The 26,648-nt window shown below is 43.9% G+C and carries 25 protein-coding genes and 1 pseudogene; 22 read left to right on the top strand and 4 right to left on the bottom strand.

The features are described from left to right. Positions 1–64: 64 nt before the first annotated feature. From EJA10_RS15835 to EJA10_RS15820, 4 genes are all read left to right on the top strand, one after another. A complete protein-coding gene (locus tag EJA10_RS15835; protein WP_125480978.1) occupies positions 65–1,039 on the top strand; it encodes a nucleoside hydrolase in 975 nt (324 codons plus the stop codon). 118 nt (positions 1,040–1,157) lie between these two features. Further along, entirely contained in the window at positions 1,158–1,724 is a 567-nt protein-coding gene (locus tag EJA10_RS15830) for an SCO family protein (protein WP_125481029.1), read from the top strand. A 138-nt stretch (positions 1,725–1,862) separates the two neighbouring features. Next, positions 1,863–2,669, top strand: coding sequence for an SGNH/GDSL hydrolase family protein (locus tag EJA10_RS15825; RefSeq protein ID WP_125480977.1), 807 nt, complete (start codon positions 1,863–1,865; stop codon positions 2,667–2,669). A gap of 38 nt (positions 2,670–2,707) precedes the next feature. Beyond that, positions 2,708–3,289: a YpmS family protein gene (locus EJA10_RS15820; protein WP_211340584.1), complete on the top strand. Its 582-nt coding sequence runs from the start codon at positions 2,708–2,710 to the stop codon at positions 3,287–3,289. A gap of 71 nt (positions 3,290–3,360) precedes the next feature. On the opposite strand, the gene EJA10_RS15815 is transcribed toward EJA10_RS15820, so the two are convergent. Next, positions 3,361–4,125, bottom strand: coding sequence for a DUF4397 domain-containing protein (locus EJA10_RS15815; RefSeq protein ID WP_125480975.1), 765 nt, complete (start codon positions 4,123–4,125; stop codon positions 3,361–3,363). Positions 4,126–4,473: 348 nt separating this feature from the next. Here EJA10_RS15815 and rsgA point away from each other — a divergent pair, with 348 nt between their 5' ends. From rsgA to EJA10_RS15800, 4 genes are all read left to right on the top strand, one after another. Then, positions 4,474–5,547 carry a ribosome small subunit-dependent GTPase A gene (gene rsgA / locus EJA10_RS15810; RefSeq protein ID WP_211340583.1) on the top strand — a complete coding sequence of 358 codons (1,074 nt, stop codon included), beginning with the start codon at positions 4,474–4,476 and terminating at the stop codon, positions 5,545–5,547. Positions 5,548–5,840: 293 nt separating this feature from the next. Then, complete coding sequence (msrA, locus tag EJA10_RS23825) at positions 5,841–6,374, top strand: peptide-methionine (S)-S-oxide reductase MsrA (RefSeq protein WP_246017818.1); 534 nt, start codon at positions 5,841–5,843, stop codon at positions 6,372–6,374. 3 nt (positions 6,375–6,377) lie between these two features. Next, positions 6,378–6,812: a peptide-methionine (R)-S-oxide reductase MsrB gene (gene msrB / locus EJA10_RS23820; protein ID WP_246017817.1), complete on the top strand. Its 435-nt coding sequence runs from the start codon at positions 6,378–6,380 to the stop codon at positions 6,810–6,812. A 29-nt stretch (positions 6,813–6,841) separates the two neighbouring features. Beyond that, positions 6,842–7,342 (top strand): PTS sugar transporter subunit IIA, encoded by a 501-nt coding sequence (locus EJA10_RS15800; protein ID WP_125480974.1) that lies wholly within the window; start codon positions 6,842–6,844, stop codon positions 7,340–7,342. 96 nt (positions 7,343–7,438) lie between these two features. Here the strand turns inward: EJA10_RS15800 and EJA10_RS15795 are convergent, their stop codons facing one another. Further along, positions 7,439–8,044 (bottom strand): DUF502 domain-containing protein, encoded by a 606-nt coding sequence (locus EJA10_RS15795; RefSeq protein WP_125480973.1) that lies wholly within the window; start codon positions 8,042–8,044, stop codon positions 7,439–7,441. Positions 8,045–8,107: 63 nt separating this feature from the next. Further along, on the bottom strand, positions 8,108–9,202 hold the full coding sequence (locus EJA10_RS15790; RefSeq protein WP_125480972.1) for an SGNH/GDSL hydrolase family protein: 1,095 nt from the start codon (positions 9,200–9,202) through the stop codon (positions 8,108–8,110). 233 nt (positions 9,203–9,435) lie between these two features. Here EJA10_RS15790 and EJA10_RS15785 point away from each other — a divergent pair, with 233 nt between their 5' ends. The 13 genes from EJA10_RS15785 to EJA10_RS15725 all read left to right on the top strand — a co-directional run bounded on the left by EJA10_RS15785 (position 9,436) and on the right by EJA10_RS15725 (position 24,018). Further along, positions 9,436–9,591, top strand: a complete 156-nt coding sequence (locus tag EJA10_RS15785; protein WP_125481027.1) for a YjcZ family sporulation protein — start codon at positions 9,436–9,438, stop codon at positions 9,589–9,591. 198 nt (positions 9,592–9,789) lie between these two features. After that, positions 9,790–11,262, top strand: coding sequence for an NAD(P)/FAD-dependent oxidoreductase (locus tag EJA10_RS15780; protein WP_125480971.1), 1,473 nt, complete (start codon positions 9,790–9,792; stop codon positions 11,260–11,262). A gap of 66 nt (positions 11,263–11,328) precedes the next feature. Then, positions 11,329–12,309, top strand: coding sequence for a S66 family peptidase (locus EJA10_RS15775; RefSeq protein WP_125480970.1), 981 nt, complete (start codon positions 11,329–11,331; stop codon positions 12,307–12,309). A gap of 579 nt (positions 12,310–12,888) precedes the next feature. Then, a complete protein-coding gene (locus EJA10_RS15770; RefSeq protein ID WP_125480969.1) occupies positions 12,889–14,250 on the top strand; it encodes an aspartate aminotransferase family protein in 1,362 nt (453 codons plus the stop codon). 1 nt (position 14,251) lies between these two features. Further along, positions 14,252–14,944, top strand: a complete 693-nt coding sequence (locus EJA10_RS15765; RefSeq protein ID WP_125481025.1) for a CoA transferase subunit A — start codon at positions 14,252–14,254, stop codon at positions 14,942–14,944. Next, a complete protein-coding gene (locus EJA10_RS15760) occupies positions 14,929–15,594 on the top strand; it encodes a 3-oxoacid CoA-transferase subunit B (protein ID WP_125481026.1) in 666 nt (221 codons plus the stop codon). The genes EJA10_RS15765 and EJA10_RS15760 overlap by 16 nt, the downstream gene beginning before the upstream one ends. 14 nt (positions 15,595–15,608) lie before the next feature. Next, positions 15,609–16,877 (top strand): peptidase, encoded by a 1,269-nt coding sequence (locus tag EJA10_RS15755; protein WP_125480968.1) that lies wholly within the window; start codon positions 15,609–15,611, stop codon positions 16,875–16,877. Positions 16,878–16,895: 18 nt separating this feature from the next. Continuing rightward, positions 16,896–18,224: a 4-aminobutyrate--2-oxoglutarate transaminase gene (gene gabT / locus EJA10_RS15750; protein ID WP_125480967.1), complete on the top strand. Its 1,329-nt coding sequence runs from the start codon at positions 16,896–16,898 to the stop codon at positions 18,222–18,224. Positions 18,225–18,234: 10 nt separating this feature from the next. Further along, positions 18,235–19,656 (top strand): aldehyde dehydrogenase family protein, encoded by a 1,422-nt coding sequence (locus EJA10_RS15745; RefSeq protein WP_125480966.1) that lies wholly within the window; start codon positions 18,235–18,237, stop codon positions 19,654–19,656. A 69-nt stretch (positions 19,657–19,725) separates the two neighbouring features. Further along, on the top strand, positions 19,726–20,577 hold the full coding sequence (ablB, locus tag EJA10_RS15740; protein WP_125481024.1) for a putative beta-lysine N-acetyltransferase: 852 nt from the start codon (positions 19,726–19,728) through the stop codon (positions 20,575–20,577). A 49-nt stretch (positions 20,578–20,626) separates the two neighbouring features. After that, complete coding sequence (locus EJA10_RS15735; protein WP_125481023.1) at positions 20,627–22,018, top strand: sigma-54 interaction domain-containing protein; 1,392 nt, start codon at positions 20,627–20,629, stop codon at positions 22,016–22,018. 280 nt (positions 22,019–22,298) lie between these two features. Continuing rightward, complete coding sequence (gene kamA / locus EJA10_RS15730; protein ID WP_125480965.1) at positions 22,299–23,726, top strand: lysine 2,3-aminomutase; 1,428 nt, start codon at positions 22,299–22,301, stop codon at positions 23,724–23,726. Positions 23,727–23,736: 10 nt separating this feature from the next. Continuing rightward, a complete protein-coding gene (locus EJA10_RS15725) occupies positions 23,737–24,018 on the top strand; it encodes a YokU family protein (protein ID WP_125481022.1) in 282 nt (93 codons plus the stop codon). Between the two features lie 449 nt (positions 24,019–24,467). On the opposite strand, the pseudogene EJA10_RS15720 reads toward EJA10_RS15725, so the two are convergent. Further along, positions 24,468–26,095, bottom strand: a pseudogene (locus EJA10_RS15720) (multicopper oxidase family protein). Positions 26,096–26,297: 202 nt separating this feature from the next. Between EJA10_RS15720 and EJA10_RS15715 the strand changes: the two are divergent. Next, positions 26,298–26,513, top strand: a complete 216-nt coding sequence (locus EJA10_RS15715; RefSeq protein ID WP_125480964.1) for a hypothetical protein — start codon at positions 26,298–26,300, stop codon at positions 26,511–26,513. Positions 26,514–26,648: the final 135 nt, after the last annotated feature.

The raw sequence follows: 26,648 nt of genomic DNA, 5'->3' as shown, positions 1-26,648 counted from the left end.
GCTTTTTATTTTATTGCCATTATTTTCTACCCTCAAAATATAATCTTAACAGGGGGTGCCGGTATTGGGTAAAAAGATTTTGTTCTTCAGTGATTTTGGGATCGATGACAATATTGCTGTTTTATATGCGTTTTTCAATAAAGAGATTGATTTGGTTGGTGTAGTTGCCGATTATGGAAATGTGTCTAAGCAGGACGCCCTCAGGAATGCGGCGTACTTACAGAAACTCACTGGCAGGACTGATATACCAGCATTTGCAGGTGCGGAATTGCCTTTGACAGGTGACCCGCCAGAATATGTACCAGATGTGCACGGGGTCGAAGGGCTGGGTCCTATCATACCAGACATCGAAGTGGATTATGATTTGGAAAATTTCCATGGAATTCAGGATATTATTGAAGAAAACCCGGATGAAATAATAGTTGTGAATGTGGGCCGTCTGTCCTCGCTCGCAGCCGCTTTCATTCTTTATCCTGGGACGATGAAGAAGGTGAAGGACTTCTATATCATGGGCGGTACATTTAATGAACCAGGAAATGTGACACCAGTAGCAGAAGCCAATTTTTATGGCGACCCTTATGCCGCCAACATCGTGCTGACACAAGCCAAAGCTCCCGTGAAAATCATTCCGCTAAACGTAACCAGTGGTGCAATTGTTACGCCGGCATTGATCAATGAACTGGACGCGTATTATCGAAGCATTGGCAGCGAGGTTGGAAAGTTAGTAAAACCTATGTTCGATTATTATTACAAATTCTATAAAACCAGGGACCCTAATCTGACAGGTGCTCCTCTTCACGATGTCCTGACACTGTGGGGGCTGGTGCACGAAAATCACATCACCTATAGAGATGTACCGGTAAAGATTATTGTAAACAGAGGGGATGCTTTTGGAATGAGTGTTGGGGATTTCCGAGGATCAATAGAAAAGGCAGACTATCCTATTCATAAAGTGGCAGTTAATTTTTCGTATACAGAGTTTATCAAAGATTTTTTCACTACGATGAAAAATTCAAAGACCCATAACGAAACGGCATGAGGCTGTAAGAGCATTTCATATTTCGCACATACCTTTCTCTTCCTTCTCTCACATTCGTCTGCTAGAATGAGGTGTGGACATATTAGAGAAAATGCAGGTGATTCAATTGAAAAAAGGGATGTTGCTGGTGATCCTGGCTGCAATTACATTCATAGCTGCAGGCTGTGGCAATGGCGGCTTAAAGGATGCGAAAAACTATCCGATTGAAGATTTTACTTTCACCAACCAGGATGGTAAATCTTTCGGAAAAGAGGATTTGAAAGGAAAGGTATGGGTGGCTGACTTTATTTTCACAAATTGTGCTGACGTGTGCCCTCCAATGACTGCCAACATGGCGAAGCTTCAGGATATGATAAAAGAAGAAGGCCTCAAAGATGTCGAGATTGTATCCTTCAGTGTGGACCCTACGGTTGACAGTCCTGAAGTACTTAAGGATTATGGCAATAAGTTCAGCGTCGATTTCTCGAACTGGTCATTCCTGACGGGCTACTCACAGGAAGAGATCGAACAGTTCGCGCTTGAAAGTTTCAAGGCACTCGTAAAAAAACCGGAATCAGGTGATCAAGTCATCCATGGCACGGATTTTTACCTGGTCGACCAAAACGGAAATATGAGAAAATACTACACTGGGCTTAAAGAAGTCCCTTTTGAACAAATAATCAAAGATATTAAAACTCTTCAATAGGCCGCAGCTTGTGCGGTCTATTTTTTGTCGGGAAAGACTTGCTGGGCTTTGGATTGGATAGAGGCAAACAGACTGTTCAATTCAAATGATGCCAATTAAATGATATAATGAGTGTACTTTAAAGGCAGGTGAACATAGATGTTAAAAAAACTCACCTTACTTTATATCTGCCTGACCGTTTTTCTTGTTTCCTGCAGTCAAATTGAAAGCCTCAGGGATGGGAGTTTCAATAAAGCGAAAGAAACGGGGATGCAACTGAAGGAAGCCCTTCCGGATTCGTTTTTTCCGAAGGATCTGCACATTGTGGCGGCAGGGGATTCACTAACCCAGGGAGTAGGAGACAGTACTGATTCTGGTGGGTATATCCCCTATCTTGCAGAACAGCTGGAGAGAGAAAAAACAGTCAGAAACGCAAACTTTGAGAATTTTGGGGTCAGAGGAAACAGGACTGACCAGCTGCTTGAAAGGCTGAAAAACAAGAATATCCAAGCATCCATAAGGGACGCGGATATGGTGATTTTGACAATAGGCGGAAATGATTTAATGAATGTGGTAAAGAAAAACTTTTCCCGACTGGAGCTGAACCAGTTCCAGGAAGAACAAATCGTTTTTGCAAGGCAGTTAGAGGCGATTTTCTCAGCCATCAGAAGGCAAAATCATCAAGCCCCTATCATATTGGTCGGTCTTTATAATCCATTCTTTAATTGGTTTGCAGATGTGAAGGAAATGAATGAAATTGTGGATGAATGGAACAGACAAAGTCAGGAGATTGTTGAGAATGATGAGAATGCCTACTTTGTCGACATACATGATATTTTCCTGAATAATGAGGAGAACCTGCTGTATACGGATTATTTCCATCCGAATGACCGCGGGTACCAATTGATTGCAGACAGGGTATATGAATTGCTCGAACAGAATGTTCTCGGTAAGGTGGACGAGTAAGGGTAATTACTTTTAATTAGGCGAGGAGCTATTGATTGATGAAGAACAAATGGAAAACCGGATTTTTTATCTTATTGGGGGTAATTGCCGCTGCATTTCTGTTTGTATGGATCCTGATAGCTTCACCGGTTGAGGAGTCAGAAATGAAACCTGTCGAAGGGGACAGGGAGACAGACGATGTGGCCTTTCATGTAACGACAAACAAACGTGATTTGAATAGGGTCATAAATCATTACCTCGAAGAAGAAGCGAAGAGCAACAACATCGATTATCAGGTCCTGCTGACGGATGAGGTTGAACTGTACGGAACGCTGCCATTATTTAGCCAGGAGCTGGAATTGAGGCTAACCTTTGAACCACAGGCGCAGGAAAATGGGGATTTAATTCTGAAGCAAAGGTCAATATCGGTTGGGAAATTGCGGCTTCCTGTTTCAACAGTCCTTAAATTTGTACGGGACAGCTATGACTTGCCAGAAGCAGTCATTATCCAACCTGAAGAGGAAAGGGTATATGTCTCGATGCAAAGGCTGAAGCTGAAGAGTGATATAAAGGTACGGGTGAACGAATTTGATTTGAATAAAGATCAGATTAAATTCACATTACTTGTTCCTGCTGATTAGGAAGGTGTTGCATTGAGCGCCTTCTTTTTCTTTGTTAAAAAAAGAGAAATGGCCGGTTTCCCGGCCGCTTTTTACCCCTGCAGCAAAAGCACTTCAAGAGGGGGTTCGCCTTTAGCTGTTCCAACCACAACAATCGTATATGCATTGTTAGGTTCTAATTTAATGTCAGGGATGGTCAGCACAGTATTTTTTGTTCCTGCAACTCTAGCTTCCAATGTGATGTTCATTGGCATGAGAGCGAGGTAGGTTGTCGCCTGCTTAAAAGATACATTCGGGAAGATGATATCTCCGTTCATTCCTGCTATATCTACAGCCGGCGCATCGGGGGACAGGTGGATGAACCGGGCCTTTGCTTCTCCAACCGGGGTTTGCGGGCGGTCTTCGAACGTCAGGAGTTGTAATTTGGCAGACGGACCAGCAATCGCTGCCGTATAAACCCTTCCTGGTTGGAGCGTGACTTTTTTGCTGATGACGGTTGAAACACTTTCCCCAGCAGGGTAAATGTCAACCTGATATTTACCAGGCTGTAGCTGCATATGGCTGCTATTGTTCTTATAATCAAAATCCCTTAGTACCCGGCTGCCATTCAAATAAATATCAACTGTCTTCACATTGGGTGATGCATGCAGAAAGCGAAGCATGGACGGCCTGGCTGTTTCGGGATTGACTGGAACAGTGTCAGAACGCATTAGCTGTACAGCCTTTTGCAAATTGCGAAGGTGCTTGTGATAATACATCACATGCAAGTTTGGATTGATATATTTATAATAATTTGCCAGTAAATCATACATTGACGCTTTGTGCATGTAATCATACTGGTTTCTTGAATTGGACATGCCCCTCACTCCTAATGAACATTCTTCCTGTTAAATTATGCGAATTGGGCATGTCAGGTGTATTAGGGTTGGGGGGCGATTAAGGGTGACCATCCAATCACTTAAAAACTTTTCATTAAGGCTTTACATAAGGAACGATTTTCCATATACTAAAGATAACATTAAGAGAGGCAGGTGGAGTGCAATGAGCAGAAAGTTAATTGTTTCAATAGTGACGATCGATTATTGCACGGCCCACTAGCCTGAGCGGATAAAGGATTATTTGTCTTTTTTCTCCATGCTTTTTAACCACGGGTCGTGTGTGCCTGTGGTTTTTTATATTATTTAAGCACAATGGAGGAAAAATGAATGAATAACCTTGAGAAAATGGGTATGACGGCTGAAGTGAACAGCCTTTTTGAAGAATACAGATCAAAGGGATTTGAGTTAGGGAGAGTAGCACTGGAACACAAGCATAGCTACAGGGTTTGGCTGGAGACAGGCGAATATCTTTGTACGCTTGCCGGGAAACTGACATATGATGCTCTCCATCGTGAAGACCTGCCAGCAGTCGGTGATTGGGTTGCAGTAAAAACCTCCCCAGGGGAATTGAAAGGGACAATTCAGGGGATTTTGCCGCGTTTTAGCAAGTTTTCCAGGAAGGCCGCCGGGATGACAACAGAAGAACAGATTGTAGCCGCAAATGTCGATACTGTTTTTATCGTAAACTCGCTTAATGATGACCTGAACCTTCGTCGTATAGAGAGATATCTCCTGTTGGCCTGGGAAAGCGGAGCCACTCCTGTCCTTATTTTAAGCAAGGCAGATTTGGCAGATGATCTTGCGGATAAGATTGAACTTGTTAACGCAGTGGCACTTGGAATACCTGTGATCGCTATTAGTGTAGTCAATTCTGCTGGAATTGATGAACTGAGGAGTTATCTTGCACCAGGTAAAACTGTAGCCTTGATAGGGTCATCAGGTGTTGGCAAATCAAGCCTAGTCAACTCCCTGACTGGATTTGAAAAACAGGCAGTCCAGGGAATCCGGGAGAGTGATGATAAAGGCAAACATACCACCACCCATCGGGAAATGATCATGCTTCAAGAAGGAGCCATCCTGATCGATACTCCAGGTATGAGGGAAGTTCAGCTCTGGACAAGTGAAGAGGGCATTCACGAAAGCTTTGCCGAAATTGAGGAGTACGCCTCAGCTTGCCGATTCCGTGATTGCAGCCACACAAATGAACCTGGTTGCGCAGTACAATCAGCCATCGACAATGGCTTGCTCGATGAAGACCGGTTTGCCAGCTATAAAAAGCTTCAAAAAGAACTTGCCTACATTGACAGGAAAGTGGATAAAAAGGCGCAGGCTGATGAAAAACGGCATTGGAAGAACATCAGTAAGGATATCCGGCAAAAAACAAAATTCAAACGAAAGTGACGATTTGAGGCCATCCCTATTGGGGGCCTCTTTTTTGGTTTGATTGCGGGATGAAGGCGAAGCCAACATTGCTTCCATAGATTCATCACCCTTTTGACCCCATCCTCTATTTCAATATATAAGTGTTCTCAATGTGTTTTTTGCTTTAAAAGTATTACAATAGGGAATAAGTATTTGAGTAGAGTGCTTTTTATGTCTTTCTTCGCCTACGTTACTTTCGGATTTAATTGCGAAGAGGAGAGTCTAAGAAGCGACACTCATGTGAAAACCGGTGCCTGAAAGGATGAGGAACGATGGAAAAGCCAAAATTAGAGCTTGCGACGTTTGCAGGAGGGTGTTTCTGGTGCATGGTAAAACCGTTTGATGAACAGGCGGGAATCATCAGCGTCACATCCGGCTATACAGGCGGGACAACTGAAAATCCTACATATGAACAAGTTTGTTCAGAGACTACGGGGCATTATGAGGCCGTTCAGATCACTTTTGATCCTGTGATTTTTCCTTATACCAAATTGCTCGAATTATATTGGCAGCAAATAGATCCGACAGACCCTGGTGGCCAGTTTTTTGACAGAGGTCAGTCTTATCAAACCGCCATTTTCTATCATAGCGAGGAACAAAGGAAGCTTGCTGAAGGTTCCAAAAAGGAACTTGAGAACAGCGGCCGCTTTTCAAAACCAATCGTCACAGCTATCTTGCCAGCAAAGACGTTCTATCCTGCAGAGACCTATCATCAAGGGTATTACAAGAAAAATCCCGAAAGATACAATGCCTATCACAAAGGGTCCGGCAGGGAAGCTTTTATCAGGAACAATTGGGGGGAATAGAGTATGAAAAAGGACCAGGAAGAGTTAAAGGAAAGGCTTACTCCAATGCAATATGAGGTTACTCAAAATAATGGGACAGAGCCGCCCTTCAGGAATGAATATTGGAATGACTTGAGAGAAGGAATTTACGTAGATATTGTTTCGGGAAAGCCACTATTCAGCTCTCGTGACAAATATGATGCAGGCTGTGGCTGGCCTAGTTTCACAAAGCCAATTGAGGATGAAGAAATTATTGAGAAGCAGGATTTCAGCCATTTCATGGTCCGTACGGAAGTCCGAAGCAAAAGTGCAGATTCACATTTAGGCCATGTCTTCGATGATGGGCCAGGAGAAAATGGTTTGCGGTATTGCATCAATTCCGCAGCGTTAAGGTTTGTTCCTAAGGAAAAAATGGCTGAAGAAGGCTATAGTAATTACCTTAAGCTTTTTGGTGAATGATGATACTGAGGCAGAAGGGATGAGATTCAATGTTTAGGAAGTTATTTGGCAAAAAAGAAGAACCAGTCAATACGATCCAGCTGTTATCGCCAATCACAGGGAAAGCAGTTGATTTAAGTGCTGTTCCGGATCCTGTCTTTTCGGAAAAAATGATGGGAGACGGCCTGGCAATTGAACCTTCCGAAGGAGTTGTAGTGTCACCGGTCGATGGTGAAATCATGCAGGTATTCCCGACCAAACATGCGGTGGGAATACGGGCCAGGAACGGAGCGGAAATCTTGATCCATATTGGGCTGGAGACAGTTTCCCTGAAGGGCGAGGGCTTTGAAACCCATGTAAGCCAGGGCGACAAAGTAAAGGCCGGTCAGAAACTCGTGACCTTTGATCTAGCCGTAATTGGCGAAAAAGCGAAGAGTACAGTTACTCCGATTATTATTACGAATACGGACCAGGCAGCATCCCTTGAAAAATTGAATCAAGGAAATGTGGAGAAGGGATCAACACCTGTTCTGGAAGTAACGTTTAACTAGAGGCTGTTTTCGCATTGATTGTGCCATTTTACTGTTGGTCCGGAAAGCAACTAAGATGATGAAAAAGCGAACTAACGGAAAGCAGCCGCATAAAAATCAGCGGCTGTTTTCTTTTACGTTTGTTTCCCCATTTTTTGATGTCATACCGCCGGATAGAATGAATTTCATAGCATCTTCGGGCTTGACGTCGATGATTTCGACTTCTGATTTCGGAATCAGGAACGTCAACCCTGCTACCTGAAAGGTTTGCGGGACATAGACAGCTATATGGTCTGACAATGGTTCGTAAAAATCCTTCAAGTTCTCTGTTGTGATGAAACCGAGGCTTTTCATATTGGTGCCGGGAATCGTTACCAAAGCCACCTTTGAGAATGATTTTTTTTCGCCTAGAAAAGAGTGGACTGTGTCCTTTATCACTGAATAGATTGTCTTGACAAAGGGGATTTTCTCCAGCAGCCGATCAATGATCTTGATCAAACCGCCAGTGATGAAACGAGTCGACAGCCAGCCGAGGGCAGTGATCAGGATCAGTGTGGTCAGCAAGCCAATTCCCGGAATATATCTTTCCTGTAAAAACGGCCTTAAACTATTTCCCAGCAAGCTGTCCAAGAACATGAACGTTTTGTAGATGACATAGATGACAAGAATGATTGGGACAATTGTCAGAATCCCATTTATAAAGTTCTTTATGATACTTTTCATTTCAATCTCCTTACACAGCATGTATGGATGTATCATACATGCCGGAAACCAATATTTCTAACATTAATCTTCTTTTTCCTTCGCAATGATGATGGATTTTATGATGATGGTTTCATTTACACCTGCGACGGCAGAGGCGGGATGGCCAATTGTCTCAAACCGGACGGTATGGCGGCCAGGGTCAAGTCCGCTTGCAATATATAGATACCTTTCGCGCGTAAAAGGCCACCAGGTTGAAAGCGTCCGGATATATTCCCCGTCTATATAAACCTTTACCTTTCCTCCCTCCACGCTGCGAATTGCCGTGACTCCGAGGATGGGACCTTCGAATACATATTCCAGCACTTCACCCGGATTCCTGCTGACATACAATCCTTTTTCATAATTGAACCCCCCATTAGAAGCAATCTCCTTTTTTTCGGACAGATAAAAGGAGTTATCCATAGCTATTGGGTCAGGGAAACTGGCTATATCAGCTCCGCTTTTCATATTCTCCTTCATTAACTCAAGGATTGAATTCGCATATAACTGATACCCCTTCCCATTAGGGTGGACCATATCTGTTGTCAGGTGTTCAGTCAGCAAACCAGATTCTTTAAAAGGAATCCGCATATCAAGATGTTTTGCCCCATAATGGCTTGAAACGTTCTTGATTGCATGCGCATAGGGTTCTTGTTTTAGGGAACTTTCAATGATCGTAATGATTTCTGCTTCTGGATGAAATTCTTTTGCATCTCTGAGCAGTTTCTCATAAAAAAAAGCGAATGTTTCAGGATCCATATATTTACGGTCATTTTCACCGAAGAATAGAAAAATGACGTCGATGTCTTTCTTTTGCGATGTCTTCTGCAGTTTATAGATCCCTTCAAATGCAGTAGCTCCGCTTTGGACGACAAGATTTCGATAGGCCCGTGATCCACTGTAGCTTTTCAGGAGAACTTCAAACTGGCTGTACCAGCGGAGTTCTTTTCTTTCAGCCCCAGCACCTCTGCCGATGCTGTCGCCAATGACCAAGTAATTAATCGAAGAGCCTTCCTCAATTTTTTCATATACGTTCAAATCTTCCGACTGGTAATGTTCCGATTGCATAGCGAATAAAAAAAGTAAAGCCGCTGTTATGAAAAATAAAGCCAGGAACTTTCTGAAGTTTGATTTCATTCTGGGTTGATTCCTCCAGCAAAAACATTGCTATATCCATTTTTACCTAAAGTGCAGTCAAAGAAAAGAATTATTTTTATATTTCAAAAAACGATTTATTTATAAAAATAGGCAAATACACAAACAGGTCAAGTACCCATATCATACCGTAAAGGGAAAGCAATTCAAAAACAAACGAGGAGTGGTTTTTAATGTACGGATACGATAATGCCCCTATGCCAGTAACAGCACCTATGGCAACAGCGCCAGCTTATGGTACATTCTGCGGTGGAGGTTACCCTTATGCAGGTGTAGGAGGAGCAGGTTATGGTTACGGCGGATTCGCGCTAATTGTAGTACTATTCATCTTGTTGATCATCATCGGTGCATGCTGCAGCCATATTTGGTAAGATGCACGGAAATATAAAGAACGCAAACTGAGACTTGGAGGCTGCCTGAACAGGCAGCCTCTTATTTTGTTACCGGATAAAACACGAACATTAATTGATTGGCAGTAAAAATAGTTCGTATATTTTGTTGACTCTCTTGTGTTCTTTTGTTATATTTACCAGTGGTTAAGCAAAATACAGATTGGCGGGGGATGCTACATGAAAACAAACTATGATGTGATTGTCGTTGGTGCCGGACCAGCCGGAATTTTTACGTGCTATGAACTATCTCTGAAGATGCCAGGCGCGAATGTACTGCTAGTGGATAAGGGCCATGATATTTATCGCAGAAATTGCCCTATTTTACAGAAAAAAATAGAGAAATGCCCGCCGCCAGCCGGTAAAAAGGATTTTGCCGGATGCTTGCCTGCCTGTTCGATCACCAATGGATTTGGCGGAGCCGGCGCTTATTCCGATGGTAAATTCAATATTACAAGTGAATTCGGCGGCTGGATGACGGATTATCTTCCTGATTCAAAAGTTGTCGAACTGATTAAATATGTTGATGGCATCAATTTAAAGCATGGAGCAACAGAAAGCATTACTGATCCGATGACAGATAAAGTCAGGGAAATCGAGCGAAGAGGATATGCAGCAGGGCTGAAGCTGCTCCGCGCGCAAGTCAGGCACCTCGGTACTGAACAAAATCTTGAAATTTTGAAAAATATTTTCGAATACTTAAAGGATAAAATCGACATGGCCTTCAAGACAGAAATCGAAGACCTGATCACTGAAAAGACTCCTGATGGCCATAAGGTAATGGGTGTTGAACTGAAAAATGGAGATAAGATTTTCGCTGAGAAGGTAGTGGTAGCCCCTGGGCGTGATGGATCCAAATGGCTTACGCAGATGATGAAAAAGCGAAGGTTGAAGATGATCAATAACCAGGTCGATATTGGTGTTCGGGTTGAGACATCCAATGTCGTTATGGAAGAAATAAATGAGCATCTGTATGAAGGGAAATTCATTTTCAATACATCCGTAGGCACAAGTGTACGAACATTCTGCAGTAATCCATCCGGACATGTGGTGGTCGAGAACCATTCGGGAATTATGCTTGCGAATGGACATGCTTATAAAGATCCAAAACTGGGAAGCGGCAATACCAACTTTGCCTTGCTTGTTTCCCATACTTTTTCTGAGCCGTTCGATAAACCGAATGAGTATGCCCACGAAATTTCTCGATTGGCCAACAGCCTTTCGAATGGCGGCCTGATTGTCCAGAAATATGGAGATATTCTGAAAGGCCGCAGATCAACCGAGAAAAGGATTAAGGAAGGGTTTTTAGAGCCTACCTTGAAAGAAGCGGTTCCTGGGGATTTAGGGTTGGTCCTTCCATACAATACTCTGAAGAGCTTGATTGAAATGACAGAAGCGTTGAACCATGTCACACCTGGCCTTGCATCCGACCATACCCTTTTCTATGGAGTGGAAGCAAAATTCTATTCCGCAAGGCCAAAGCTGAATGACCGGTTTGAAACGGAGATCAGCGGTCTGTATGTGGGTGGCGACGGTGCCGGAATCACGAGAGGATTGGCACAGGCTAGTGCCTGCGGAGTATGGATTGCGACAGACATTATTGAAAAGTCCAGAACAGGACGGGAGATGGAGCCGGAGCCGGCTATGGTTTAAATATAATTACACCCTGCCTTTTTCTTTGATAAAATATTAAATATGAATAGAAGAGGCGGGGAGAATATGTTTGCACCAAAATTAATGCCGGGAGATGAAATCAGGATCATCGCCCCTTCCACAAGCATGATCATCCTGAAAGAAGCACAGGTAGATCTTGCTGTTGAAAGATTGACCAATCTCGGATTCAAGGTTACCTTTGGAAAAAATGCGGATGCCCATGATGAGTTTTTCAGTTCCACTATCAAAGAGAGAATTGAAGATTTACATGACGCGTTTGCTGACAAGAATGTCAAAGGGATCTTAACGGCGATAGGCGGCTATAATTCAAACCAGTTGCTGAAATATATAGACTTTGAGCTGATCGCCGCTAATCCCAAGGTTTTTTGCGGATACAGTGACATTACAGCTTTGCAGCTGGCAATCTATCAAAAAACGGGCCTGGTCACTTATTCAGGGCCCCACTTCTCAAGCTTTGGCGTGAAACACGGGCTCGAATACACGATGGAGTCATTTTTACAAGCCGTTACAAATGATGCCCCATACGAAATCATCCCTTCTGATACGTGGTCGGACGATGCATGGTATCTTGACCAGGAAAATCGGACCTTCCACGAACAGGAGGGTTATACAATCATCCAGGAAGGCAAAGCGGAGGGGAAATTGATTGGCGGTAACCTCTGTACCATGAACCTTCTCCAGGGGTCTGAATTCATGCCTCCTCTCAAGGACAGTATTTTGTTCCTTGAAGATGATGAGGAAAGCCACTCGCGGAGCTTCGACCGGGACCTTCAATCACTGCTGCACCTTCCGGATGCCTCCTCCATCAAGGCTATTTTGATCGGACGCTTCCAAAAGAATTCGAATATTACCGATGAGGCTTTACGAAAAATTATCCTGAGCAAGGAAGAGCTGCGGCATATCCCCATTATTGCAAACGTCAATTTTGGACATGTCCAGCCAATTGCCACCCTGCCAATCGGTGCGGCAGCTTCAGTAAAAGCATATGGGAAAGAGACAGAAATCTTTATTGAGCAAAAGGAATAAAATACTCGCTAAGGCACCTGTAATGGGTGTCTTTTTGTTTGGAATCTAAATAGCTGGCTATTTTTTTCCTGTAGCGATAATGCCGCCATTTTAATTTAAACTCAAGACAAAATCTTGTGTTTTCAGGAGGGAATTGTTTTCTTTTAACAATAAACAGCAAGTTTAGGAGGGACAAACCTTCTCAGACAGGCTTTGCGGGCATATCATGCCATCTTGAAAGGAGGAATATTACGAAATTTAACACTATCACTACGAAAAATGCATTAATCACTACGAGAATCGGTTTAATCACTACGAAATTAACAATAATCACTACGAAAATCCCTGTTTTCATTACGAAATGAACCTTATTCACTACTTTTTCCATCCGCTGGAAACTACGTCCCAATTTTTCAGTCCAAATTGCCACCCTCTATTCTCAAAATAAGCTTTTGTCAGCTAAAACCAACCCTTTTTCCGCAAATGCTTGCCCTTAGGCTTTAAGCCGGAATTTTTACAACTACAAGAAAGATTCCCGTTTTTATTTCATACAATTTAGAGAATGTCCATATTTTTAATCGCGGTGAATGGAGTGAGTATATGAAGCCGTCCTACTTGATTAAACCTGCCCTGGATGAGAGCTATCCTGAAATTGACTATGGAAAAGGTGTATATCTTTTTGACAAAGATGGAATGAAGTATCTTGATGCTGCTTCCGGGGCTGTTACAGCAAACATCGGGCATGGTGTTCCAGAAATTATTTTAGCGATGCATGAGCAGTCGAAGCGGGTTTCGTTCGTGTATCGGTCTCAATTCACAAGTGAGGCGGCTGAACAGCTGGCGGCTAAACTCGCGGAGAAACTGCCAGGTGACTTGAACTGGAGCTTCTTTGTGAACAGTGGTTCCGAGGCTACCGAGACGGCGTTGAAAATAGCCATTCAATACTGGCAAGAAAAGGGGCAAAAATCTAAAACCAAAGTCCTTTCCAGGTGGATCAGCTACCATGGAATCACGCTCGGAGCGCTGTCCATGTCAGGACATCCAGGAAGAAGAGCGAGGTTTGTTCCGCTGCTGGAGGAATTCCCGTCGATTTCTCCGCCGTATTGTTATCGATGTCCATATGAAAGCACAGCTCCGGCCTGCGGTTTTTTATGCGCGAAGGAACTAGAGGGTGCAATCAATAGGATCGGTTCCGACCATATCGCCGCGTTTATAGCAGAACCAGTCATCGGAGCGGCGGGAGGAGCGATTTCTCCGCCTGATGACTACTATAAAACAATCAAAAAGATTTGTGAGGAAAACAATATTTTATTCATTGCCGACGAGGTCATGACAGGTTTTGGCCGTACTGGACCGATGCTTGCATGTGAGCATTGGGACATCATGCCGGACATTGTGGCGCTGGGCAAGGGAATGGGAGCGGGTTATGCGCCGATTGCCGCAACGGTAGTGAGCGATCATGTTATGGAGCCGATTCTTAACGGATCAAAGGTCATCATGAGCGGGCATACACTGAGTGCCAATCCTCAATCTTGCGCTGCGGCCTTGGCAGTGATGGAATACCTGGAGAATAATCAGATTTTAGAGGAAGTAGATTCCAAGTCCATCTATCTTAGAAATAAATTGGAAAGACTGAAGTCGCAGTTTGATTTCATTGGGGATGTAAGAGGAAAAGGGCTGTTGCTTGGTCTTGAATTCGTTGAATTGCCAGGTGCCAAAATACCTTTCGAACGGAGTGTCAAATTAACGGAGCTTGTAGTGAAAACAGGGAGAAACCATGGAATTCTCCTGTATCCTGCCGGAGCAGGCCTGGATGGCATGTCAGGGGACGCGGTGATCATTGCACCGCCACTGACCATTACCAGAAGGGAAATAGATGAGCTGATTCGTCTCTTGAAAACTACTTTTATAGAAGTATATAAAACACTGGGATTCCATGATGGAAATGGAGTTGGAAATTAAGATGGAGAACCCATTCGGAAAAATAGCGACACTTGAGAAGGCGATGGAACATTTTCATGATGGCATGACTTTGATGTTCGGTGGGTTTGGAGGGGTCGGTTCCCCTCCGGATCTGATTGACGGCATACTGGAAAAAAATATAAAAAATCTTGTGTTGATTGGAAATGACACGGGTTTTCCCGAAATCGGCATCGGAAAGATCGTGAGCAGGGGCAGGGCGAAAAAAATCATCGCGTCCCATATTGGATCCAACCCAGTTGCAGGAACGTTGATGACAGAAGGCTTGTTGGAGGTCGAGTTTTCCCCGCAAGGAACCTTGTGCGAAAGGATCCGGGCAGGAGGCATGGGACTTGGCGCAATTTTGACAGATATAGGTGTTGGCCATGACCTGGTTTCAAAAGGTAAAAAAACAATGGAGCTGAACGGCAAGGATTATTTGATTGAACCCGCACTGACTGCCGAAGTTTCAATTGTATATGCCAGGAAGGCGGATCCATATGGAAACCTTGTTTTTGACAAAAGCGCCCGGAACACGAATCCCCTGGTTGCGATGGCAGGCGCCTTCACTATTGCCGAGGCTGAGGAAATCGTCCCGCTTGGCAGTTTGAATCCCGAAGAAATCGTCACACCGGGTGTCTTCGTCGATATGGTGATCCCTTCAGGAGGAGTGAATTGGAAATGGGCATGGGAATAGATGTCAGGAATAGAATGGCCAAACGGGCTGCCGAGGAAGTGACGCCAGGAATGGTTGTCAATCTGGGCATAGGGATTCCTTCACTTGTGCCAAACCATCTTCCAGGAGGCATGAATGTGATGTTCCACGCGGAGAACGGGATCGTCGGCATGGGGGAATCTCCTGTGAGGGGGTTGGAAGATGAGAACTTATGCAATGCCGGGGGATTTCCAGTTACGGTTCTGCAAGGCTCTTCGTATTGTGACAGTGCAATGGCATTTGGGATGATCCGCAGAGGCCGGGTTGGGCTCACCATTCTAGGTTCATTGCAAGTGAGCAAGCGGGGCGACCTGGCAAACTGGATCGTTCCCGGCAAGAAGGTGCCTGGAATGGGTGGAGCGATGGAGCTGGCACAGAAAGCGAGGAAGGTTATTGTCTTGATGAACCATACAGATAAGAATGGGGCACCGAAGATCCTTGAATCTTGCACATTGCCTTTGACAGCATCGGAATGTGTGGACCTCGTGATCACCGACCTTGCCGTTTTCAAAGTAGAAAATGGTTCCCTGCTTCTGACTGAACTGTTTGCACCACATACAATCACGGAAATTGCCGCCAGGACAGGATGTGATTTTTCAGTCGCAGAGGATCTCCGAGTCATTGATTACTAAAAGGGGCTGATAGCGTGCAAAATGCTGAACAAAAAGTGCGGAGTTACATTACAGAAAACAGGATCAAAGGGACACGGCTGCTTCAAAAATTAGTCCAGGAACCAAGCGTTAGAGGAAATGAGAGCGGAGCGCAGGCAGTCATCATTGAAAAATGCAGGGAATTGGGATTGGAAATGGACATTTGGGAAATAGGCGGAGACGGACTCTCAGGACACCCGGCATTTTGTTCTGACCGTAAAGATTTCCGCGGGAACCCGAATGCTGTCGGGATCATGAGAGGGACAGGCGGGGGCAAATCGATGATCTTGAATGGCCATATTGATGTGGTGCCAGCAGGGAATCATAACGATTGGAAAAAAGAGCCCTTCAGCGGGCATATTGAAAGCGGCAAATTATATGGCAGGGGATCCACAGATATGAAAGGTGGAACAGCTTCCCTATTGATGGCGATCGAGGCCATCAAAAACTCAGGGATCAAGTTAAAGGGTGATGTCATTTTCCAGAGTGTGATTGAGGAGGAGAGTGGCGGAGCCGGAAGTCTTGCTGCCGTCCTGAGAGGCTATAAAGCAGATGGTGCGATCATTCCTGAACCGACCAATATGAAAATGTTCCCGAAACAACAGGGCTCCATGTGGTTCAGGATTTCCGTTAAAGGAAAGGGAGCACATGGAGGAACCCGCTATGAAGGCGTAAATGCGATTGAAAAGGCAATGCTTGTGATTGATCGATTGAGAGTTTTGGAGACGATCAGGAACGAACGGATCACGGATCCGTTTTTTGACAGCATTCCAATTCCAATTCCTATTAACATAGGAAAACTCCATTCAGGAGATTGGCCCTCATCTGTACCTGACCTGGCCATCATTGAAGGCAGGATGGGAGTAGCGCCGAATGAAAATCAGGACCATGCGAGGCAGGAATTGCTTGAGGCGCTTATCAGCCTCGGCAAGGAGGATTCTTGGCTGAGCGAACACTTACCGGAGCTGGAGTGGTTTGGTGCTAGCTGGCTCCCGGGAGACCTTGACCCTGATCATGAATTGATCCGGATCTTATCAGAAAGCTTCCAGGCAGTAAAGGATCGGAGCCCGTTGGTTGAAGCCTCGCCATGGGCGACAGATGGAGGCATCCTATCTAAAGTGGGCGGGATACCGGTCGTGGTTTTTGGGCCGGGAGTAACGGAGACAGCACACCAGGCAAATGAATACATCAAGCTTGAAGATGTATTTGAAGCGGCTGAAATCATCGCTCTGTCACTGCTTAAATGGTGTGGAACAAGTGAATGAGAAGAGGGGTACATGAAAATGGGGGATATAAAAATCAAAACGGCCATACCGGGACCGAAAGCATCGGAACTAATTGAGAGAAAACAGAGAAGTGTCCCGGTCGGCCCGTTCAATACAATCAAATCATTCGCACATAAAGGGGAAGGAGCATTATTGACGGATGTGGACGGAAATACCTTCATAGATTTTGCGGGAGCAATTGGCACGCTTAATGTAGGGCACTGCCCACCTGAAGTTGTCAGGGCACTGCATGAACAAATAGACCGTTACGTTCACCCGTGCTTCCACGTCATGATGTATGAACCGTATATCCAGCTGGCTGAATTGCTGAATAAAATAACCCCTGGAATTCACGATAAAAAAACATTCTTCCTCAGCAGCGGAGCGGAAGCGGTAGAAAACGCGATAAAAATCGCAAGGAAATACTCTGGACGAAAGGGAATCATTTCATTTGAACGTGCCTTCCATGGAAGAACATATATGGCAATGTCCTTGACAAGCAAGGTGAAACCTTATAAATACCAGTTCGGACCATTCGCACCGGAAACCTATAAGTGGCCATACCCGGTCTACTCCCAGGATAAAAGCCTGGCACCAGAAGAATTGGATGCCTATATGCTAAAAAAGTTTGAAATCTTCTTCCAGAGCGAGGTTCCGGCAACTGAAATTGCGGCAGTAATCATGGAGCCTGTCCAGGGAGAAGGCGGATTCAACATTCCATCAAAAGCTTTTGTGAGGGGAGTAAAACAGATTTGTGAGCAATATGGAATTTTGTTCATAGCGGATGAGATCCAGACAGGCTTCGGCAGGACCGGAAAGATGTTCGCGATGGAGCATTATGATGTCATACCAGATTTGATGACGATGTCTAAGTCCATTGCGGCTGGTCTTCCCATAAGTGCTGTCACGGGCAGGGCGGAAATAATGGATTCAGCTGGCATTGGTGAAATCGGAGGAACTTATGGGGGAAGCCCTCTTGGTTGTGTAGCAGCCATAGAAGTCGTTAAAATGATAGTAGAGCAGAAACTTCTTGATCGGGCAAATGCATTTGGGGAGAAGTTTCAGAACCGATTCGGCAAGCTGGCCAGCAGCTGCAGCGAAATTGGTGATGTGCGTTCACTGGGGGCGATGTGTGCAATTGAGTTTTTTGATCATGATGGGAAACCTGACGCACCGCTCGTACAGGAGATTCTCAAGAAAGCTCATGAACGTGGCCTGATTGTGATGAGCGCGGGGCTGAATGGCAATGTAATCAGGCTGTTGGCACCGCTTGTAGTCACAAATGAACAGATTGAGGAAGGCTTTGAGGTGCTCGAATCGTCGATTATCGAATGCTGCCAGCAATAGGGGGGATAAAATGAAACAAATGTTATGGATTAACGGAGAAAAGATCGAGACGGAAAGATATCGGCCACTGACCAATCCTTTTAACGGTGAAAAAATTGCCGATGTCGCAGAAGCAAGCCAAAGTGATGTCGTGAGGGCCATCGATGCTGCGGCCGGAGCTGCAAGAGTAATGGCCAGCATGGATGCACATAAGCGTGCTGATATTTTGAGAAAGGTAGCGGAATTGATTCAGGAAGAACGGGAGGAATGCGCCAGGCTTATCGCCGAGGAATCCTCCAAGCCGCTGAAGGCAGCGCGTGCCGAAGTTGACAGAACTATTATGACCTACACGTTTGCGTCAGAGGAAGCTCGCCGAATCCAGGGAGAAACCATCCCGATGGACGCAGCTCCAGGCGGAGAGGGCAGAGTTGCATATACCGTAAAAGAACCACTGGGTGTGATCTCTGCCATTACACCATTCAACTTCCCTATGAATCTCGTCGCACATAAGGTAGGTCCGGCCATCGCAGCCGGAAACTCGGTAGTCCTTAAGCCGGCCAGCCAGACTCCGTTGTCTGCCTATAAAATTGCTGAATATTTTCAAAAGGCGGGTCTTCCTGCAGGAGCTCTCAATGTCGTGACGGGAAGCGGGAAAAATGTCGGAGATGTATTGACTTCGGATGACCGTATAAAAAAGGTCACTTTTACAGGCAGTCCTGCTGTCGGCAAGCATATTCGCGAAAATGCAGGCCTGAAGCGTGTCACTCTTGAACTAGGCTCCAATTCTGCCCTGATTGTCGATGAAGGAACAGATTTGCAGAAGGTAATGCCGCGGATTGTCACTGGTGCATTTTCCAATCAGGGGCAGGTTTGCATTTCCATTCAGCGAATTTTCGTTCACGAAGCGGTTGCAGAAGAGTTTACTGCACTTTTCATTGAAGAAGCCGGCAAGCTTAAAGTGGGAAATCCGCTGGATGAGGATACAGATGTCGCAGCGATGATCAGTGCGGGAGATGTGGAGCGGGCCAAATCCTGGATACAGGAAGCTGTAGGCAATGGAGCAGAGCTTGTGCTGGGCGGTGAAAGTGATCAGCAAGTATTGAAGCCGACTGTCCTGCTCAATGCCCATCCATCTGATAAAATTTCCTGTGAGGAAGTTTTCGCACCTGTAGTCCATATCAATACCTTCAGCAAGTTCGAAGATGCAATCACTCGCGTAAATGAATCACAGTTTGGCTTACAGGCCGGCGTTTACACGAACGACCTCCAAAAAGCTTTTAAAGCGGCAAGGGATTTGCATGTCGGCGGAGTGATGATCAATGAAATTCCAACTTTCAGGGTAGACCACATGCCATATGGCGGTGTGAAGATGAGCGGTACAGGCAGGGAAGGAATCAAGTATGCTGTTGAGGAAATGACCGAGCTTAAATTGGTTTCTTTCAAGCTTGATTAATTATGCAGCCTGGCCCTTAGGCCAGGCTTTTCAATCTAGGAAGGAGGGATTGCTGTGCATCCTGGCAAAATGATTACTTTATCAGAACGTACTTTCAGGACTGCCATTTATCTTGATCAGCTTAATAAAAGAGTAAGAGTAGATGATTATTCAGGCAGTTTATTGGATGTTCTGGATAAGGCGGAACAGTTTGCAGAGGAGGAAAAAGCTGACAAGCTGATCATAAGAGGCAGAAGAGAGCATTTTACACAACTGCTTCAACGTGGTTACAGATATGAGGCTAGTATTGATGGGTATTTCCTTGGGTCTGATTGTCTGTTCTTCTCTAAATTTCTCAGTGACGAACGCAAGGCTTGCCCCCACTGGACAGAAGAGGATGGAATCATCAAAAATGTATATCATTTGGCTGAACCATCGAAGACAATCACCCCACCAAAAGAATATGCTTTGAAAAAGATGGACGAATCAGACGCTCATGCACTTTCGGAACTATATAGCACAGTGTTTCAAATTTATCCGACGCCGCTCAATAATCCGGAATATATTGTCAAGACCATGCAAGAAGGGACGATCTATTATGGTTTTGTATTTAATGGCCAGGTGGTGAGCGCAGCCTCTGCAGAAGTGAATCATTTCTATAAAAATGCCGAATTGACCGATTGTGCAACATTGAAAGAGCACCGGAAGCATGGATTAATGAAAATTCTCCTGGTCCAACTTGAACAGGAACTGATCCAGCACGGAATTTTCTGTGCTTACTCTATTGCCAGGGCCTTATCTTTTGGAATGAACGCCGTCTTGTACCAGCTGGGCTATTCCTACCGGGGCAGGCTTGTGAACAATGTGTATATTTATGATAAAATGGAAAATATGAACGTCTGGGTAAAGGATTTGGCAAATACGCCAAATATTGGGCAGTGAAAGACAATTTTTCGGCACGCTGTCATATAGATAAGAGTATGGGAGTGTGATGAATGTGAATTCTGTTTCCAATGTAACAGAAGAGATATTGAGCGCGATTCTAAAATGCATTGATGAGGCCATCCATGTGGTGAATACGGACGGCATTACCATTTTCTACAATGAAGTAGCCGCGAAGCATGACGGACTCGAGATTAAAGAGGTAGTCGGCAAGCCTTTATTGAGTGTATTCCCTTCGCTGAATGAGCAATCCAGTACGCTGCTTAAAGTCATTGATACAAAGAAACCTATATATAATGAAACCCAGAGCTTTGTGAATTTGCATGGCCGCAAAATCGAGACCATCAATACAACTCTCCCAATCATTGTCCAGGGAGAACTGATTGGCGCAGTTGAAATTGCCAAGGATTATACACGGATCAAACAGCTGTCCGAACGGCTTGTTGAGGTCCAAAAAAGCTTGACGCATCGAAGCGGCAAGGCTGTCAAGCAACAGGCTGCATATACCTTTGTGGATTTGCTCACTAGCAATCAGCATTTTTCATTAATTAAAAAGAAGGCTGAGAAGCTGGCAAAATCGGACTCTCCGATTCTTGTATATGGAGAAAGCGGCACCGGAAAAGAATTGTTCGTCCAATCGATTCACAATGCCTCGAAAAGGGCGACCGGCCCCTTCATAGCACAGAATTGCGCCGCAATCCCGGAAAATCTCCTTGAAAGCATTCTTTTTGGCACATCCAGGGGCAGTTATACAGGTGCTGTGGACAGGCCCGGCCTGTTTGAACTGGCAAATGGGGGGACACTTTTCCTGGATGAGCTGAATTCGATGCCATTTGACCTTCAGGCGAAACTTCTGAGGGTCCTGGAAGATGGAGCAGTCAGGAGAGTCGGCAGTACCAATGTCATCTCTGTCAATGTCAGGGTCATTTCTGCGATGAATGTCTATCCTGGAGAGGCGATGGATCAAAACCAGCTTAGGACAGACTTGTTTTACAGACTGAATGTCCTGACATTCGAATTGATTCCCTTAAGGCAAAGAAAAGAAGACATTCTTTTTTTGTCAGGACTTTTTATCAGCCAATATAATGAAAAGCTGGGCAAACAAGTGACAGGGCTTGATGATGACGTAAAAGAAATTTTCCTAAGCCATCAATGGCCGGGTAATGTCAGGGAGCTCAAGCATACGATTGAATATATGATGAATGTATGTGAAGGAAGGCTGCTGACCGAATACGATCTTCCTGTGATGATGAAGAACATCAAACCTTCTATTGAATCCAAGCGATCCTCTTTTGTTTTAAGGGAGCATCTTAAGGAAGTGGAGGTGCAGCTGATTAATGATGCGCTGAAGGCAGCAGATGGCAATGTACAGAAAGCTGCCATGCTTCTTGATATCCCAAGACAGACTTTGCAATATAAAATAAAAAAATTAAACCTGTAATCCCCGATTGATCTGCCGGAAACTCAGCAGGTTATTTTTTTTGAACTTCATCCACTTTCCCAATCTGAAAATAAACTAGCTCCATTCAAACATCTTCCCATGTAATCGAATAAGGGGCCGAAACAAAGAGCTTTGCTGCTTCAGCCATCATTTAGGAAGCTGCTTTTGTATCAAATCCATCCCCTCAGTTAAAGGGATTCTAAATATTTCAGAATTATCCGTCACTTTGGCATGGAACTTGCATAATAAATACATATAAAAAAATCTGGGGGGAATTTGGATGAAACAATCTTTATATAAACCTTCAAGGCATTGGAAAGACATTGAGCTGTGGAAAGATGTCACGGAGGAACAATGGAATGACTGGCTCTGGCAGCTTACCAATACAATCAGGACGCTGGATGATTTAAAGAAGGTCATCAATCTGACACCTGATGAAGAGGAAGGTGTCAGAATTTCAACGAAGACCATTCCATTAAATATCACACCATATTACGCTTCGCTGATGAATCCCGATGATCCCCGCTGTCCGGTTAGAATGCAATCCGTACCCATTTCAAAAGAAATCCATAAAACCAAATATGATCTTGAAGATCCTCTGCACGAAGATGAAGACTCACCTGTGCCAGGCTTGACTCATCGATATCCCGACAGAGTCCTTTTTCTGGTTACGAACCAATGCTCGATGTATTGCCGTTATTGCACAAGAAGAAGGTTCTCCGGACAAATTGGCATGGGAGTAGCGAAGAAACAGCTGGACGCGGCAATCGATTATATAGGGAATACACCGGAAGTTAGGGATGTGCTGATATCAGGCGGCGATGGACTGTTAATCAACGATAACATTTTAGAATATATCCTTAAGAACCTGCGTGAAATCGACCATGTGGAAATCATCAGGATTGGCACACGGGCACCAGTTGTTTTCCCTCAGCGGATAACTGAAAATCTCTGTAATATCCTCAAAAAATATCATCCAATCTGGCTCAATACACATTTCAATACTTCAATCGAGATTACCGAAGACTCCAAGCGCGCTTGTGAAATGCTCGCTAACGCAGGGGTTCCAGTTGGTAACCAGTCCGTTATTCTGGCAGGAATCAATGACAGCGTTCCAATCATGAAGAAACTAATGCATGATCTTGTGAAAATCCGCGTTAGACCTTACTATATCTATCAATGTGACCTCTCTGAAGGCATTGGCCATTTCCGGGCACCAGTAACGAAAGGGCTCGAAATTATAGAAGGCTTAAGAGGGCATACATCGGGATATGCAGTCCCGACCTTCGTGGTGGATGCGCCAGGTGGGGGTGGCAAGATTTCATTGCAGCCAAACTACCTGATCTCCCAAAGCCCAGAAAAAATCGTGCTGCGGAATTTCGAGGGTGTCATCACCTCATATCCAGAACCGGAAAATTACGTTCCTGGCAGAGCAGAAGGATACTTCAAGCAGGTCTATCCTGATTATGAAAAGAAAAAATCCAACACAGGAATTGCGGCCATAATGAATGACAGTGAATTCAACCTGATCCCGGAAGGACTGGGACGGATCGATCGCAGGGAGAAGTATGAGGAAGATCCTGCACATGCTTCCTTAAAGGATAAACGAGAAAAACGTGATGAGCTGAAGGAAAAGAAATTTAAAGCCCAGCAGCAAAAATCTACCGAACTTGGTGACCAACATAAGGCACCAGCAGGGAATGAGTAGGTGATTGGATTTGGAAATTAAATGTGAGTGGTGTGAAGGAAAGGCAACTGAGGGAGAAAACACTGTTTATTGGGAGCTGCCTGATGGGTCCAGGGCTATTGAAATTACTATGACACCAGCTATTGTCTGTATGGAATGTGATATGGTGTACCAGACCGCCAACGTGGTTAAGGAAATTGAGGATCAGTTGTTTTTGGTAGATACTAAAACTATCAGTAATACCATCCGTTTTCAGAAACTATTGGAATTACCTAGATTGTTGAAGAGAAATTACTTTGATTTTTCTTCTTAAGAATACCCCTATTAATAATAGGCACCCAGCGATGGGTGTCTTCTCCATGTGAAAATCTCTTGGATTTTTAGGATAATTCGGTCTAATTAAAGGAGAGCTAAGTTGAACAGTGAATGTGATTCTTTGTTTTTTAGGCAGTACCTTAAACTACAAGTAAGTTACTTAGTGGACTTTTACTTACCGCAAAGATATTCCACTTTTTATGAATTTATAAAAAAAGAAATTAAATTAAATTGGCAGGAGATCGGACACATGGGTTTGCTTTCACTGTTGATGGAAGTTTTCCGGTTGCATCCAACCGCCATTTCAAATTTTCTCATTTAAGTTAATTATAATCTAATGAACTTAAGGAGAAAGTCCACACCTAGAAATGTAACTAATTGTAAAAGAGGGAGTCATTGAAGCTCCCTCTCTTTATTCAGATATCTAGATACTAATAATACTGATTGTTACTCTGGTTTGTTATTCGCATCAGGATTTGGTGTGAAGTTTACTTTAAACCCATCATATTTAACCATATTCACCATCCCTGCAGTGGCATGATGCAAATCGTGACAATGGAAAAGCCAGTTACCAGGATTATCTGCTTTAAATGCAACGACATATACATCACCAGGTTTTAAATTAATCGTATCTTTCATGATTGGAGCACCTTCTACAGGTTTTCCATTTTTGCTAAGAACCTGGAAGAAGTGACCATGCAAGTGCATAGGGTGGTCATCCATCATAGAATTGTTGGTCAGTGTTACTTTAACAAGATCGCCTTCTCGACATTTATGCTATCAGTTTCTGGGAAAGTTTTGCCGTTAATCGTATAGGCCATTTCGTTGCCATCCATCGCTGTGTTTAAATCCATTTTATATTCAATATCATATTTTTGATCCAGTGAAAATTCACCCTTTTCAGAGCCGCCATAATTCATAAAGGAAAATTCAGGTAAATCTTCGGACTTGTTAGATTTGTCAGCTGAATCAGTAGAGTTTTCATATTGAATTTTTGTATTCATTCCACTTGAACCTTCCATATCTCCGTGGCACTCTATGAACCATTCTCCAGGGTTGTTTGCCGTAAACTCAATGTCATATCTCTCACCTGGGGCTATTGAGATTACTTGATCCTTCAATTCTTTTGGTTTATTTAGTTCTTGTCCGTCAATTGCTGCGACTTTAAAGTCATGGCCATGCAGGTGGATTTTATGAGACATATACCCTACATTGACAAGACGAATTCTGACCTTTTCTCCTTCTTTGACCTTTAATGGTTCAATGCTGTTACCGCTTTTGCCATTTATCGTAAAGATATCGTAAGCGCTCATATCATGGCCCATTTCTTCCATTCCATCCATGCTGTGATTCCCGTGCGACCCCATATTTCCGTGATTCATGCCATTCATGCTGGTATCCGCGGAATCGGCCTCTTTATCACCATCTTCATCTGAACCCATATTCCCATGATCCATTCCTTTCATGCCGGCTTCGCCTTCTACAGGCTTGCTCATCCACTCGTCAAGCATTAAGGTATAGTCACGATCATAAGACTTTTCGTTTGGTTCTACAATAAATGAACCATATAGACCTCTATCCATTTGCACAACAGCATTTTGATGGGTATGGTACATATACGTTCCTGGATCCTTAGGGGTAAATTCATATGTGAAGCTTTCACCTGGCTGGACTGCATTTTGTGTCACACCTGGGATGCCATCCATTTCATTTGGCACTGTAATTCCATGCCAGTGTATAGAGACTGGTTCATCCAGTTCATTTATTAGAATGATTTTTACTTTCTCTCCTTGCTTTACTCGGATTTGGGAGCCGGGAACAGAGCCGTTGAAAGTAAGCGCATTTACGCTAACATCCTCAGTTAGCTGATGCTTCACTTCTTTAGCAATAACGGTTATTTCCTTGCCTGTAAGTGTTTCAGTAGCATTTGTAGTTTGAAGGGCGTCTACATTTTCATTTGCTTCAGACTTAGTGTTTCCTTCCATATTATCGTGATTCATCTCACTTGTACTACTAGAACAAGCTGCAAGAAAAAGGATGGAAAAAATGAGAATGGAAAGCAGTTTTAATTGCATAGCCTTATACTCCTGTAATTATTAAAGAAAATCATAATATAAATAAGTGCAGAAATTATGGAAGAAAATTGATTCCCTTTTTTATAAATAGTTATTAGGGTATGAGTTCCAATGAAATTTTTGAAAAGATTTATTTAGTATTCAATAATTAGAAGTTTCTGCAAAAAGCAATGTTAATATAGTCTAATAGGAGGTGGCAATAATGGATAAATGGAACAGGGGAACATTTTCTGCTAAAACACTCAAAAGGACTGCAGAAGTAATGGCCATTTCAATTCTTCCGCTTGATTTAACAGCTTGCATCAACAATACAAAGGTAGATACAACTTCCATGGCCAGCCTTGGGCTTATCAGTGAATTGGAAAAGGGTGAATTCCTTAAGAAAGTACCATATCAAACAACTGCACAAGATGCATGAGTTGAACAGAAGATGGAAGGGCTTTGTATACGTCAATAAAACAAAAATGAGGATTCTTTAATAATTATGTACACATCTGGGACGTATTGATGGGAATGGAGGGCAGGGTATAAAAGAAGAAAGAAGGAGCAGTAT

It is taken from the genome of Mesobacillus subterraneus, from assembly GCF_003937825.1.
GTDB lineage: Bacteria > Bacillota > Bacilli > Bacillales > Cytobacillaceae > Mesobacillus > Mesobacillus subterraneus.
Note: the sequence above shows the minus strand (reverse complement) of the source record. Positions and strands in the feature narration are given on the sequence as shown.